This window comes from Sulfurimonas sp. (assembly GCF_029027585.1).
GTDB lineage: Bacteria > Campylobacterota > Campylobacteria > Campylobacterales > Sulfurimonadaceae > Sulfurimonas.
The window spans coordinates 1806673-1821522 of record NZ_CP093397.1 but is presented as its reverse complement, the minus strand read 5'-3'; the positions used below and the strand labels follow the sequence as shown (position 1 = coordinate 1821522).

Genomic DNA, 14850 nt, shown 5'->3' with positions numbered 1-14850 from the left:
TCAATTCTAGTATAATCTTTTTAAAAAAGAGATTTTAATGAGAAAGAAAGCATCTACGCCAAAAGAATTAATGATTAGCAGGTATGAAGCTTTTGTTGCAAATGATTGGAAATATTTAGCCAAAACCTCTCTTCATCAGAATGTTGAGGAGTTAAGTAGTATGGAACCTATAGAGTGGGTAAGTCTGGAAGTTATCAACTCTTATAATGATACTGTTGAGTTTAAAGCTTTTTATAAAGAAAATGAATCCATCAAAGTTTTACATGAAAAAAGCAACTTTGTAAAAGTAAATGAGGAGTGGAAATACCAAGATGGCAAACTTTTCAACTCTAGTGTCGAGCGTAATCATAGATGCCCATGTGGAAGCGGAAAAAAATTTAAAAAGTGCTGTGCTTAAACACTTTTCACAAAAACAAAACTCTTTTTACTAAAGCCATTTTTCTCATAAAATCTATGTGCATCTTCTTTTTCAAAACCAGAAGATAAAACAATATTTTCACACATACATGTTTTCGCATAATCATGTAAATACTCAAGTATTTCGTTTGCATAACCTTGGCATCTATGCTTTTCATCTGTAACTAAATCATAAACATATAGATGCCTTTTATGGTAAAGATTTGTTATAACTGAAACACCCGCAAATGTTATAAGCTCCTCTTTTTTCATAATACCAAACATTTTATACTCAATGTGCCTCATATCGTAGATAAGGTCTTCAAATTCTTGATAAGACAAGTCAATTCTAAGTTGTTTAACAACATCATAAACAGGATATAATTCTTTTAAATTCATTTCTCTAATTTGCATAAGATGGTAGCCTAATAAAATACAAAGTTATTTCCGCCATTATTTTTAGATCTGTACATTGCAATATCTGCATACTTTAGCAACTCATTCATATTTTTAGTATCTTTTGGATAAACACTAATACCAACACTGCATGAAATTTGAAATGTTATATCATTAATGAGCATCTGCTCACTTAAGATAAAAATTATTTTTTGTGCTAAAAGTGCTGCATTTTTTTCTTCTTTTATATTTTCCATAATTATAGTAAATTCATCACCACCTAAGCGTGCCAAAGTATCTTCTTCACGCAAAGTATTTTTTAGCCTCGTTGATACTTCTTTTAAAACATCATCTCCAACATCATGACCGTAAGAATCATTTATAGGTTTAAAATTATCTAAATCAATAAACAAGAGTGCGATTTTTTTTTGATTACGAATTGATTTTTTTATTGATTGGGATAACCTATCATAAAAAAGAACTCTATTTGGTAAACTTGTAAGTAGATCATGATGAGCTTTATGTTCTAAAATATTATTTTCTTCCAATAATTTTTCTTCATCTTTTTTTCGTTTACTGATATCGTGACTTACTCCGATTAAGCCTATGGTATTTCCATTTTTATCTTGAAGTGAAGATAAAGATATAGATACATAAATCAAATTTTGTGATTTTTTTACAAGATATGCTTCTACTTTAAATGATGATTCATTTAATAATCTGTTCGCATATTTTATATTTTTTTCTTTATCTTCAGGTCTATGAATAATTGACATAGGCTTTCCAATAACCTCATCAGCACGATAGCCAAGCATATCTTGTGAGCCTCTATTCCAGCTCAGTATATTGCCTTTTATATCTGTTGTTATGATACTGTCACTAACTTGGTCAAGTACTTGCGCTTGTTGCATATATTTTAATTTTAACTCTTTTTCTCTAATAATATCAGTATTTAGTTGTTTTTGTATATTTTTATAATCACTAACATCTAACATTATGCCTACTATCCCAAGTCCTTCGCCCAAATCAGATACAAAGGTAGATTTATAAAAATTATAATCTCGCTCGATATTATCAGAACACTTTACTTTAGATTCATAATATTGTGTTCCTAAACTATCTAATATCTCATTATCTTTTTTTTTGTAAAAATCTGCAAGTTCTTTTGGGATTTGTTCAGGAAACTCATATAGCGTTTTACCAATAATTTTTTCTTTTACTATGCCTAAAATAGTTTTTGAAAAAGCATTGTTACAATTTAGATAAACACCATCTTTATCTTTATAAAAAATAGGAATCGGAATAACATCAAACAATACCTCAAGAAAAGAACTATTTAATTTAATTTCATCTTTGAGTGCTTTTAAAGTTTTATATATTTTCTCTTCTTTATTCAAATAATACCCCATAATATTTACATTAAGTATATCACAATATCTAATCAAATAATCTAAATTAATTTTTAAACAACTATTGGGTATAATCGCGAAAAATTCCTCCTAAGAGAAACAATCATGGTATCAGTAAATAATCTAATAATGCGTTATGGAAATAGAGTTCTGTTTCAAGACATCAATCTAAAACTTGATAGACACAAAAGATATGGACTTATCGGTGCAAATGGCGCTGGTAAAACAACTTTTTTAAATATTTTAAGTGGTAAACTTGATGAGTTTGAAGGCGATATTAGCATCGAAAATGGGCTTAAAGTTGGTGTTTTAGGACAAAATCAATTTGCATATGAAGATTACACAATCCTAGATGCTGTACTTTTTGGAAACAAAAGACTTTATGACGCTATAAAAGAAAAAGAAGAGTTGTATGTTACTGGCGATTTTGAAGATGACGCTGTAAACAATCGTCTTGCCGATTTAGAAGTTATCTGCGTTGAAGAAGACCCAACATATGAGTATGATGTAAACATCGCTAAAGTTCTTGAAAATGTAGGAATTCCTGCAGATCAACATCAAAACTTAATGAGTACACTAGATAATGCCGATAAATTTAAAGTTTTACTAGCGCAAGTTCTTTATCCAAAACCTGATGTTTTATTTCTTGATGAGCCTACCAACAATCTTGACATTGAAACTATTAGTTGGTTAGAAAATGAACTAAAAAGACACGAAGGAACGATGGTGGTTATATCTCATGATAGACACTTTTTAAATGCTATTGTTACAAATATACTAGATGTTGATTATCTAAAGATTCGTGAATTTACAGGTACTTATGATGACTGGTACATCGCTGCTAATGTAATAGCAAAACAGATGGAACTTAACAATGCTAAAAAAGAAAAAGAAAAAGATGAACTAGAAGCTTTCGTTCGTAGATTTAGTGCCAATGCGTCTAAAGCAAAACAAGCGACTTCTAGACAGAAAAAACTAGATAAACTCGTTATAGAAGATATCAAACCATCTTCAAGAAGAGATCCAAGTATCGTTTTTAAAGCTAAAAGAGTTATGGGAGATGAAGCACTTAATCTTGTTAATATTAACCACTCTTATGGAGATAATGAAATACTAAAAGATATAAGTCTTAAGTTTGAACCAAATGAGAAAGTTGCACTTATTGGACCAAATGGTGTAGGTAAAACAACTCTACTTAAAATCATGATGGAAGAGATGAAACCTAGTTCTGGTGAGATTCACTGGGGTGCAACTATTGAAAGCTCATACTTTCCTCAAGATACTGCAGATACAATTAGTGGAGATGGCACGCTATATGATTGGCTCAGAGCATTTGATCCTAAGCGTGAAATAGCAGAGATAAGAAACTGTTTAGGTCGTATGCTTTTTAATGGAGAGCAACAAGAAAAGTCAGTTATTAGCATCTCTGGTGGAGAAAAACATAGAATGATGCTTAGTAAAATGATGCTTGAAGCTGGAAACTTTTTAATTCTGGATGAACCTTCAAATCATCTTGACCTTGAAGCTATTGTTGCTCTTGGTGAAGCACTTTTTAACTTCAAAGGCAATGTTATTTGTGTGTCTCATGACCGTGAACTTCTAGATGCTTTTGCTTCTCGTATTATAGAAATTCATGCAGATGGAAGTCTAACTGATTTTAAAGGCACTTATGAAGAATATGCAGATGCAAAAGAAAAGGGAAGAATATAATTGAAAAATTATGAAGATTTTTTAGGTCTAGGTATAGCTGGTAATTTTGCCTTGCATCTAGACCAAGCAGGTGAAGCAGAAGAGTTTAAAGATATTATCACCCAAGATGAAGCTGCTCCCAAAGGTATGTTTCCTTTTTATCTTCCTGCATCTTGCTCAGCAAAAGAAATTTTAACTACCTACCCTCTTTCTAACGATACTATAAAACTTCCTACATCTGATGTAAATGTTCAAGCCGAACCAGAAGTTGGACTTATTTGTGAGTTAAACTACAACAATGGTGTTTTATCTTCTATAAATCCAACTCACTTTGGAGCCTACAATGACTGTTCTATAAGAGTTGCGGGTGCCGCAAAAATAAGTGATAAAAAAAACTGGGGCGAAGCGTCTAAAGGCATAAGTAATACTCTCATAAAAATAGACAATTTTAGTGAGGGTGGAGTTATGGACAACTACTCTATTTGTAGCTTTTTAAAAAGAGATGGTGAGATTAAGGCTTATGGAGAAGATGTAGAACTGACTGGGTATAGTTATTTTTATAAAAAACTACTTACTTGGATGCTGCGTCAAATAAACACACAAAAAGATTTCGGTCCATTAGAGGAACTATCAAAATACATAAAAGAATGTGAAAATCCAAAACAAGCCATCATTAGCATCGGTGCTACAAGATATACAACTTATGGAGAAAAAACATTTTTAAAAAAAAATGATGAAATAATCATAGCCCTCTATAATAGAGATAATTTTTCAACCAAAGAAGTTAAAATAAATATTCAAAATAATTATTATGAAAACATGAGTGTTTTAGCTCAAAAAGTCATCTAATTTATGGGCAGAGGTAAGAAGTTAGACCTTTTTATTGGTGCTGAGATAGATGATAGTTGGGCGGAGATTCAAACACTTAGAAAGACTACTATCTCAAAAGAAATTTTAGAGCCTTCAAAACATTTTTTATACTTTTCTAAAGAGAAAAGAAGAGGCAAGACTGTTACTATTGTAGGAGAGTTTCTACTCTCAAAAAATGACAAAACAACTACACTTAAAATGCTAAAGAAAAAACTAGGTTGTGGTGGAGCAGTAAAAGAAAATTTTATGGAGTTTCAAGGCGAATTAAAAGAGAAGTTAAGACCATTACTCATAGATGCAAACTACAGGATTAAAAATGGACACTAAGCTCCTTTTTCTTCCTCTACCTTTGTAGTAGATTCACTAATATTAGTAGTGATTGTATATCCATCTCTGCCACCATCTTTAGCCTTGTATAGCATCTCATCTGCTCTACTTATAAGTATATCTTCATTTAATGCTTCATCTGCGATGCAACAAACTATACCGATAGAAATAGTAAGATAATCATTTACAGTACTTGTTTCATGCTTGATTTTTCTACCACGAATCGCATCACATATATCTCTTGCTAGTTTTGCACTGTTTGACTCATCTGTATCTATCAAGATGACACCAAACTCTTCTCCACCTAATCTAAATACATAGTCACTTGGTCGTTGAAGAGAATCTTTTAAAACTTTTGCAACACTCTTAAGCGCGAAATCCCCTTCTATATGCCCATAGGTATCATTATATTGTTTAAAAAAGTCAATATCTAACATCATAAAAGTTATATAAGACTTTGTTCTTTTTGCGCGTTTAAGTTCTCTATCATAGATAAAATTAAAATATCTTCTATTATGTAAAGAAGTAAGCACATCAGTATATGAAACATTTTCAAGTTTTTTATTTGCTCGTTGGAGTTTTTTTGTAGTTATTTCAAGTTTTGTATGGTCATCTTGAATACTTTTAAAAACATAAAAAGATATTATCAATATTCCTAATATGACTAAAAGAAGTATTATCCCTACATTTAGCATTACTGATTCGTAAATTTTTAAAAACTTTTTTCTTTCATATTTTGCGACTTCAACTTCATAATTTATAAGTTTCTTTATTGTTGAGTGGATATGTTCCATTTGTTTTTCAAAATTTACTATTGAGATATTTTTAAGCTCATTTCCATTTAAGATACCAAGTAGTATATTTTCAAAGTAAGCATTTGTATCTTTAATCTCAGATGCTGCGTACTCTACATATTGTAGTTCTCCATCTCTTTTAAAGTGAGATTCATAACTTCGCCATTGATACTTAACCTTCATCAAAGCATTTTGAATTTGGGAAGAAACTTGGGAGTTACTTATAGATGCGTTTTTTGCTTTATAAATCGTATTTGTTATATTTCCATGATATATTTGAAGAATTTTATTTAGCTCAACAACAGGAACAAGTGAGCCAAAATATAAAGAGTCTAAGTTTTTTTTCATCGAGTCTATATTTAAAGCACCAATAATACCAACTGAAAACAGACCTATTGTTACTAATAAAAAGAGAAATAATAGTTTACTTCTTAACTTAAGTGCTTCAATAAACTGCATTTAATCCCTTTATATTAATATATATATGATTTATAGCAAATCTTATGCCATTATGCTAAAATACATATATGCTTGATAAAAAACTAGACTCTATACAAAAACTAAACTTTTTCAAATCACTAGATGCCGAGCAAATAAACGAAGTAAAAGAGATTTCAAAAGTTGTTGAGTACCCAAAAAAATCTATTCTTTACTACGAAAATGATACCTACGACAAAATTTTCTTTCTTGTAAGTGGTGTATTAAAAATATATAAAATAGATAAATTTGAAAATGAGATTTTTTTATATCATATTCACAGTAACTCCCTTGTTTCAGAACTCACAAGCCTTGAAAATACTCATATTAACTGTTATTCAAATTCAGAGTTTATAGAAGACAGCTTAATCTTAGAAGTAAACTTCACAGAGTTAAAAAACAGATTTCTTAAAAAAAATATCCTTAATAATGAATTTATAAATGAAATTCTACTAAAAACTCAACAACTTCACTGTGTTGTAAACAGAGAATTAGTTTTTGATGCTACTGCAAAAGTAGCTTTTATGTTAAGTGAAGATTTGAATATGTTTAACTCACTAAAAAGACAAGAAGTTTCTTTTATGTTACATATTCAACCTGAAACACTATCACGAGTTCTAAAAAAACTAAAAAGAAGTGAAATTATTGAAATGGAAAGTTCAACTATATCTATCTTAGATGAAAAATTATTACAAACTATATTTAGAGGAGAAGCATTATGAAAAAAGTTACAAGTATTAGTAAAAAGATTAGAATTTTAGGTGCCTTACTTATAGTTCTTATGCTTAGTGTTATCGCTACAACTATCTACTTAAATCAACAAAATGCCAAAGATGCTCTTATCATTAACATAGCAGGAAAACAAAGAATGCTCACTCAAAAAATGAGTAAAAATATTTTTTATATTCATTATAGTTCTAATAAAGATTTTTATGAATTAAATGAGGCAGTTGATGAGTTTATCAATGGCTTAAATACTCTAAGACATGGTGATTCAGATAAAGGAATCTCCTCTGTTCCTACTTATAAAATTTCAACTCAACAAATCGTTATAAATAAACTTTGGGAAGAATTCCATGAAAATATACAAAATTTTAAGTTATTAACTTTATCTGATGAAAATAAAAATCCGGAATTAGATAGAATAATAACTTCTATATATAGAGAAAATACCATACTGCTTGATAATGTAGATAAGCTAGTAACTATGTACACAAACTTCAGTGAAGAAAAAACAAACTTTATAAAGCTTTTTCAATATGCATCTGGACTCACTCTTTTACTTTTGTTTTTTTACGCTCTTTTACAACTTCGTATGATTGAATCTCATGTAGATACTTTTATGCAATACTCCAAAATGCTTTTAAATAATGAAGATGTTTCAAAACTCACTCCCATTAAACTCCAAGCTGAAAGTGAAGTGGAAATCATTGAAGTTAGTGATACTATGAACTGCTTTATAAACAAAGTAAATTCTGCTATGGATTATTCAAATGAAGCTATTTTACAATCTGAAAGAGCATCATCTAAACTTGAGGAATTAACTGATGAATTTGATTTAATTATTGATGAGTTAAAAGATAAGTCTTTAGCTCATAAGCATCTCAACAATAGTGAGGATATTGTTATAGAATCCACCGAAGATTTAATCAACTCAACTAAAAAACTCTCTGATTTAAAAGCAGAACTTACAAAACTGACAAAAAGTTGCCAAGAAAACCTGTCTTAATCTTTAAGTTAAGTGCTACTTATATTCACTCTTTTCATAAATAAAACAAAACTTAAGATATTTTCCTAAATCTTTGACATAAGTCAAAGATTTTTAAAGCTGCAAAGTGCTACTATTGAATCGTTAATGGACACCTTAACAAAAATTATCAAACAGGAGAAAATATGTCACTTTCTAGAAGAGAATTTCTTAAAAGTTCAGCGGCGGCATCTGCAGCAGCGGCGATTGGTATGAGTGTACCAGCGGAGCTACAAGCACAAGCGAGTCAAGCTGAAGGTGGCTGGAGATGGGACAAGGCAGCTTGTCGTTTCTGTGGTACTGGTTGTGGTATCATGATGGCTACTAAAAACGGTAAAATTGTTGCTGTTAAAGGGGACCCAGCGGCTCCAGTAAACAGAGGTCTTAACTGTATTAAAGGTTATTTTAATGCTAAAATTATGTATGGTGCGGACAGACTTACAAAACCTTTACTAAGAGTAGATGCAAATGGTAACTTTGACAAAAAAGGTCAATTTGCTCCAGTATCTTGGGAAAGAGCTTTCGATATAATGGAAGAAAAAGCTAAAGCAGCTTTTAATGAAAAAGGTCCTGAAGGTGTAGCAGTATTTGCATCTGGTCAATATACTGTTATGGAAGGTTATGCAGCACAGAAGATGATGAAAGGTGGATTTCGTTCAAACGCAATCGATCCTAATGCTCGTCACTGTATGGCATCTGCTGTTGTTGGTTTTTATCAAACATTTGGTATTGATGAGCCATCTGGCTGTTATGACGATATTGAGCTTACTGATACAATCATATCTTGGGGTTCAAATATGGCAGAAATGCATCCGATCCTTTGGTCGCGTGTAACAGATAGAAAATTATCAGACCCTGAGAGAGTAAAAGTTATCAATATGTCAACTTATACTCATAGAACTTCAGATTTAGCTGATACTGAGATTATTTTCTCACCTCAAACTGATACTGCTTTATGGAACTATATTGCTAGAGAAATCGTGTTTAATAACCCTGAGTCAATTGACTGGGATTTTGTTAATAAGCACATGGTTTTTGCAGCGGCAGCTCCAAACATCGGTTATGGTATGAGAAAATCTAATGAAAAATCTATCAAAGATGGTAAATATACTGCACTAGAGATGGAAACAATTTCTAAAGAAATGACTACTATTGTTTCTGAAAAAGAAGCTCCAGCACTTGCACCTTATGGTTATAAAGCTGGTGATAAAATGGTTCACAACCAACCAGGTCTTAAGCACTGGTTAATTGAGTTCGAAGAATATAAAAAATCTTTAGAACCATATACACTTGATTATGTAGCTAAAATTTCTAAAGGTGACCCAGATGAGTCAATGGAAAGTTTTAAAGCTAAACTTCAAGAATTAGCAGATCTTTATATTGAAAAGGGAAGAAAAGTTGTATCTTTTTGGACTATGGGTATGAATCAACATACGCGTGGTACTTGGACAAATACTCTTGCTTACAATGTTCACTTCTTACTAAACAAACAAGCTAAACCAGGTGATGGTGCATTCAGTTTAACTGGTCAGCCTTCTGCTTGTGGTACTGCTCGTGAAGTTGGTACATTTACACACAGACTTCCAGCTGATATGATGGTTAAAAATCCTAAACATAGAGCTATCGTTGAAAAAGCATGGAAAGTACCTGCTGGAACAATCAATGGTCAAATGGGACAACACATCATGCGTATCCACCGTGATATCGAAGATGGTCATGTTAAATTTGCATGGGTAAATGTTTGTAATCCTTACCAAGATACAGCTTCTGCTTCTCACTGGATTAAAGCAGCTCGTGAAATGGATAACTTTATTGTAACTTCTGATGGATACCCTGGTATCTCTGCAAAAGTTTCTGACCTTATCCTTCCAACAGCTATGATTTATGAAAAATGGGGTGCTTATGGTAATGCAGAGCGTCGTACTCAACACTGGCGTCAACAAGTTCTTCCAGTAGGTGATTCTATGAGTGATACTTGGCAATGGATTGAGTTCTCTAAGCGTTTTACTATTAAAGACCTCTGGATGAAAGATGTTAAAGTTAAATGGGGTAAAAAAGACCTAAAAGGCATCTCAGCAGCAGCAGTAAAAGCAGCTGGTTATACTCCCCAAACTACTATGTATGAAGTTTTATTTGCTAATGATAGAGCTAAAGCATTCAAAAAAGATATGAACGATCCTATCCAAGCTGGTTATGATGATACAGAATCTCTTGGTGACTCTCGTGGTGTTATCGGTTCAGATGGTAAAGAGTGGAAAGGTTATGGATTCTTTATTCATAAGTATCTTTTTGAAGAATATGCAGAGTTTACTCGTGGACATGGTCATGACCTTGCACCATTTGATGTTTACCATAAAGTGCGTGGACTTAAATGGCCAGTCGTTGATGGTAAAGAAACTCAGTGGAGATTTAATGCTAAGTATGACCCTTATGCAGCTAAAGCTACAAAAGAAAGCGGTAATTCACATGCATTCTATGGTGAATTCTTGAAAAAAAGACCTCAAGGTAACTTGAATGGTATCGTTAAAGAAAAAGGTAAATATTACCTTAAAAACAAAGCTAAAATCTTTGCTCGTCCATATATGGATCCTCCAGAAATGCCAGATGCAAATTATGACACTTGGTTATGTACTGGTCGTGTTTTAGAACACTGGCATTCAGGAACAATGACTATGCGTGTACCTGAGTTATATCGTGCTGTTCCAGAAGCTTTATGTTATATGCACCCTGAAGATGCTAAGAAATTTGGCGTTAAACAAGGTGGACTATGTTGGGTTGAATCTCGTCGTGGTAAAGTAAAAGCTAGAGTTGAAACTAGAGGTAGAAATAGAACTCCAAAAGGTCTAGTATTTGTACCATGGTTTGATGAAAAAGTATTTATAAACAAAGTTTGTCTAGATGCGACTTGTCCATTGTCAAAACAAACAGACTTTAAAAAATGTGCTGTAAAAGTTTACAAAGCATAATAAATTTAGATTTAAGTTAAGGAAAGATTCGTTTTGAGCGAAAACAGACCTAAAATAGAAAAGAAAGAACCATTGAGTGATAGAAGAAAGTTTATCCTTGATATGGCTAGAGGTGTAGGAATTGCATCACTTGGCGGGTTTATTTGGAGTGCTTATGTTGATGAAGTTACGGCTTCACAACTTCTCCTAAGACCGCCTGGGGCTATACAAGAGAAAGACTTTCTAAAAACATGTATCAAGTGTGGACTCTGCGTTGAAGCTTGTCCTTTTGATACACTATTACTCGCTAAACCAGGTGATAATAAGCCTCTAGGAACTCCTTATTTTATTCCTAGAGAGATCCCCTGTTATATGTGTCCAGATATTCCTTGTGTACCTGTTTGTCCAACAGGTGCACTTGATGAATCAAGCGTTACAACAGATAACAAACTCGATATAAATGTAGCAGACATGGGTCTGGCAGTTATCGATGATGAAAGTTGTATAGCTTTTTGGGGTATTCAATGTGATGCATGTTATAGAGCTTGTCCTTTATTGGGTGAAGCTATAACAGTTATTTATGAAAAAAATGAAAGAACGGGTAAACACGCTTATATGAAACCAATCGTTCACTCAAACATCTGTACTGGATGTGGATTATGTGAAAAAGCTTGTGTAACAGAAAAAGCAGCTATATTTGTGCTTCCAAGAGAAGTTGCAATGGGTAGAGCAGGAAACTACTATATCAAAGGTTGGGATAAAGAAGATGAGAAGCGTTTAGAAAATGCAACTGAAATCAAAACAACAACTGAGATAAGTAAAAGAAGTGCTTTAGACTCTTTAAATGATACGGGAGGTTTATACTAATGGCAACATTATGGAGTAACTACCGATATCTAATTTTAAGAAGAATAACTCAGATAGGTTTACTATTGATGTATTTTGGAGCGAATCATTGGGGTTGGACTATCCTTATGGGAAATCTTAGTTCATCAATTTTTTTAAATGTCATTCCATTAAGTGATCCTTATGCTGCCTTGCAAATGCTAGCAGCTGGTGCTATTTTAGCAACTGATTTACTTATAGGTGTTGGGATTATTACTATATTTTATCTACTAATTGGCGGTCGCGTCTTTTGTAGTTGGGTTTGTCCCGTAAATATAATAACAGATACAGCAGGATATTTAAGAAACTTATTAGAAATTGATCGTAACCAAAAAAGACAACCAGCATCTCGAAACATGAGGTATTGGGTTTTAGTCTTAAGTTTAATCATATCAGCAGCGATGGGCATCACTGCTTTTGAATTTATTAGTCCTATCTCTATGGTTCATAGAGGTATAGTATTTGGTTTAGGATTTGGATGGGCAGCGATGCTCATTATATTTCTTTTTGACCTATTTGTTCTTAAAAATGGCTGGTGTGGGCATATCTGTCCTCTTGGTGGTTTTTATTCACTTTTAGGTAAATTTAGTCTAATTAGAGTGCATCATAAAGCAGAAAATTGTACTGCTTGTATGAAGTGTATAACTGTTTGTCCAGAGAAGCAAGTTTTACATATGATAGATAAAGAAAGTATGCCCGTACTCTCGGGAGAGTGTACAAACTGTGCTAGATGTATCGATGTATGTGATGATGAAGCTTTAAACTTTTCAATCAGAGAACTAGTAACAACAAAAAAACGGGAGAGTAATAATGAAAACAATGAGTAAGATAACACTTGGTTTATTTACTGCATCACTTCTTTTTGTTGGCTGTGGCGATAACGCTGCACCAGCTACAGAAGATACAGTAAAGCCAACTATCAGTGAAGCGTCTTTAGGTTTAAGAAAGACCAATCTTTATACAGAAGCAGCTGAAACAATAGGTGATACGACACAGTACAGCACTAATGCTGCAGGAAGTGGGAAAACTCTTAAAAGAGCATTCCAAGATGCTCCGCCGATGATTCCACATGATGTAAATGGTATGTTACCAATAACATTATCAAATAATGCTTGTACAAGTTGTCACTCACCTGAAACAGCTCCAAGTATGGGTGCATTACCTTATCCACCATCACATATGACTGACTTTAGACCTGCTACAGGTATTGCAGCAGATGGTAAAATCACTAAAAACGGTACAGAAGTAGATAACACTTCAAGTCCAAAACTTGAATATGTATCTATCAAAAAACTAAACCACTTATCTGGTGCTAGGTATAGTTGTACTTTATGTCATGCTCCACAAAGTGCTGATGTAAATGTTCCAAAAAATAATTTTGAAGCAGTTTATTCAGAGATAAATGGTGCAGAAAAATCAAGTTGGAGTGGTACTAAACTTATGGAAGGTATAGACACTATAAAATAATGCAGAGAAGAGAGCTTTTTAGCTTTCTCTCTTCATCTATAAAAGGTGAAGGGATAAAAGCAAAACAAACTATTTTAAGACCACCATATTTTAGAGATGAATCTCTTTTTCAGAGTGAGTGTAACAAATGCGAAGCAAAATGTGCCGCTGTTTGTGAAGAAGAAATTATAAAAATAGCAGAAGATAAAACACCTTACTTAGATTTTTCTAAGAGTGGCTGTACCTTTTGTGATGAGTGTGCAAAGGTTTGTGAGTTTGATGTATTAAACCTAGAAGACAAAAAAAATATAGATGCGATAGTAACTATAAACAAAAATGAATGTTTGAGTTGGAAAGGGATCATGTGTTTTTCTTGTAAAGACCCCTGCTTAGACAATGCTATAAAATTTCAAGCAATGTTTATGCCTGAAATAGAACAAGATAAATGCACAGCGTGTGGATTTTGTTTAAGTAGATGCCCAGCTGCGGCGATAGACTTTAAGGAGATAAAAAATGACTAAAATACTATTACTTACCATATTTATTACTTCGCTCTTGATGGCTGAAATAAAAATGCCAAAAAAGATTTTTATCTCTAGTGGAGCAGTTACTGATATGCTTGTTAGTGGTTCTAAACTTTATAGTTCTACACATGCAGGTTGTATTGATATTTTCAATCTTAAAAGTAAAAAGATTATCAAAAAAATAAAAGTAAGTCAAATAGAAGATTTTATGGGGGACAAGGCTGATTCTAAAATTTATTCTGTTGATGTTTTAGATAATCAAGTGCTTATTTTATCTCAAGCAAAACGAGGCTTTAGAAGAGTTCATATTTACAAAAATGACAAACTTGAACTAATCATTCCATATACAAAAAGTCTTACAATTTCAAAAGCTAAGTTTATAGATGAAGACAATATTTTACTTGGCATGTTGAGTAATGAACTAATTTCATACAACATAAAAACTAAAACTAAAAACTGGTTAGTACAAGTTTCTGGTGCAAAGTTTTCTGATTTTGCTCTAAATGAAATTAGAAGTGAGGTAGTTGTGGCAGATGAGAGTGGAAGTTTAAAAATACACTCGGTTAAAGATGGAAGATTACTTAAGACTCTAGAAGGTCAAAACTTAGATAATGTCTTTCAAGTTGCCTATAAAAATGGTATTATTGCAACTGCAGGTCAAGATAGACGAGTTGTTATTTATGCTTATAAATTTAACTCTGCTTACTATAAATCATCAAGCTTTTTGATTTATAGTGTTGGGCTTTCAGCTAGTGGTAAATTAGTCGCATATTCAAGTGATGAGGACAATAACATTACAGTTTTTAACACCATAACAAAATCTATTTTAGGTAAATTTGGTGGAAATAAGATGACTATAAGTAAGATATTATTTTTAGATGAAAACAGACTTTTAGTTTCTAGTGATGATAAAAATATTAACTTATATAAGATAAAATAAATTAA

At 32.3% G+C, this 14850-nt stretch carries 15 protein-coding genes; 12 read left to right on the top strand and 3 right to left on the bottom strand.

All coding sequences use genetic code 11. The annotated features are described in order from the left end of the window. The first annotated feature begins 37 nt into the window (after window positions 1-37). Window positions 38-397: a YchJ family protein gene (locus MOV50_RS09455; RefSeq protein WP_321777661.1), complete on the top strand. Its 360-nt coding sequence runs from the start codon at window positions 38-40 to the stop codon at window positions 395-397. Here MOV50_RS09455 and MOV50_RS09450 read toward each other — a convergent pair. Beyond that, window positions 394-810 carry a GNAT family N-acetyltransferase gene (locus MOV50_RS09450; protein WP_321777660.1) on the bottom strand — a complete coding sequence of 139 codons (417 nt, stop codon included), beginning with the start codon at window positions 808-810 and terminating at the stop codon, window positions 394-396. The genes MOV50_RS09455 and MOV50_RS09450 overlap by 4 nt on opposite strands. 11 nt (window positions 811-821) lie before the next feature. After that, window positions 822-2189 (bottom strand): diguanylate cyclase domain-containing protein, encoded by a 1368-nt coding sequence (locus MOV50_RS09445; protein ID WP_321777659.1) that lies wholly within the window; start codon window positions 2187-2189, stop codon window positions 822-824. 117 nt (window positions 2190-2306) lie between these two features. Here MOV50_RS09445 and MOV50_RS09440 point away from each other — a divergent pair, with 117 nt between their 5' ends. The 3 genes from MOV50_RS09440 to MOV50_RS09430 are packed head-to-tail and all read left to right on the top strand — an operon-like array spanning window position 2307 to window position 5087. After that, on the top strand, window positions 2307-3911 hold the full coding sequence (locus MOV50_RS09440) for an ABC-F family ATP-binding cassette domain-containing protein (protein WP_321777658.1): 1605 nt from the start codon (window positions 2307-2309) through the stop codon (window positions 3909-3911). Then, window positions 3912-4739 carry a DUF5718 family protein gene (locus MOV50_RS09435; protein WP_321777657.1) on the top strand — a complete coding sequence of 276 codons (828 nt, stop codon included), beginning with the start codon at window positions 3912-3914 and terminating at the stop codon, window positions 4737-4739. A 3-nt stretch (window positions 4740-4742) separates the two neighbouring features. Next, the gene (locus MOV50_RS09430) at window positions 4743-5087 is read left to right on the top strand and encodes a translation initiation factor (RefSeq protein ID WP_321777656.1); all 345 of its coding nucleotides are present in this window, start codon (window positions 4743-4745) and stop codon (window positions 5085-5087) included. Here MOV50_RS09430 and MOV50_RS09425 read toward each other — a convergent pair. Next, a complete protein-coding gene (locus tag MOV50_RS09425) occupies window positions 5084-6340 on the bottom strand; it encodes a diguanylate cyclase (protein WP_321777655.1) in 1257 nt (418 codons plus the stop codon). The genes MOV50_RS09430 and MOV50_RS09425 overlap by 4 nt on opposite strands. 68 nt (window positions 6341-6408) lie before the next feature. Here MOV50_RS09425 and MOV50_RS09420 point away from each other — a divergent pair, with 68 nt between their 5' ends. From MOV50_RS09420 to MOV50_RS09385, 8 genes are all read left to right on the top strand, one after another. Beyond that, window positions 6409-7080 (top strand): Crp/Fnr family transcriptional regulator, encoded by a 672-nt coding sequence (locus tag MOV50_RS09420; RefSeq protein ID WP_321777654.1) that lies wholly within the window; start codon window positions 6409-6411, stop codon window positions 7078-7080. After that, window positions 7077-8087, top strand: a complete 1011-nt coding sequence (locus MOV50_RS09415; protein WP_321777653.1) for a type IV pili methyl-accepting chemotaxis transducer N-terminal domain-containing protein — start codon at window positions 7077-7079, stop codon at window positions 8085-8087. Before MOV50_RS09420 ends, MOV50_RS09415 begins: the two co-directional genes overlap by 4 nt. A gap of 164 nt (window positions 8088-8251) precedes the next feature. After that, on the top strand, window positions 8252-11071 hold the full coding sequence (gene napA, locus MOV50_RS09410) for a nitrate reductase catalytic subunit NapA (protein WP_321777652.1): 2820 nt from the start codon (window positions 8252-8254) through the stop codon (window positions 11069-11071). Between the two features lie 33 nt (window positions 11072-11104). Further along, window positions 11105-11917 (top strand): ferredoxin-type protein NapG, encoded by an 813-nt coding sequence (napG, locus tag MOV50_RS09405; protein WP_321777651.1) that lies wholly within the window; start codon window positions 11105-11107, stop codon window positions 11915-11917. Continuing rightward, window positions 11917-12762, top strand: coding sequence for a quinol dehydrogenase ferredoxin subunit NapH (gene napH / locus MOV50_RS09400; RefSeq protein WP_321777650.1), 846 nt, complete (start codon window positions 11917-11919; stop codon window positions 12760-12762). The genes napG and napH overlap by 1 nt, the downstream gene beginning before the upstream one ends. Further along, the gene (locus tag MOV50_RS09395; protein ID WP_321777649.1) at window positions 12746-13402 is read left to right on the top strand and encodes a nitrate reductase cytochrome c-type subunit; all 657 of its coding nucleotides are present in this window, start codon (window positions 12746-12748) and stop codon (window positions 13400-13402) included. Before napH ends, MOV50_RS09395 begins: the two co-directional genes overlap by 17 nt. After that, window positions 13402-13902, top strand: a complete 501-nt coding sequence (locus MOV50_RS09390) for a ferredoxin-type protein NapF (RefSeq protein WP_321777648.1) — start codon at window positions 13402-13404, stop codon at window positions 13900-13902. Before MOV50_RS09395 ends, MOV50_RS09390 begins: the two co-directional genes overlap by 1 nt. Then, the gene (locus MOV50_RS09385; RefSeq protein ID WP_321777647.1) at window positions 13895-14845 is read left to right on the top strand and encodes a WD40 repeat domain-containing protein; all 951 of its coding nucleotides are present in this window, start codon (window positions 13895-13897) and stop codon (window positions 14843-14845) included. Before MOV50_RS09390 ends, MOV50_RS09385 begins: the two co-directional genes overlap by 8 nt. Window positions 14846-14850: the final 5 nt, after the last annotated feature.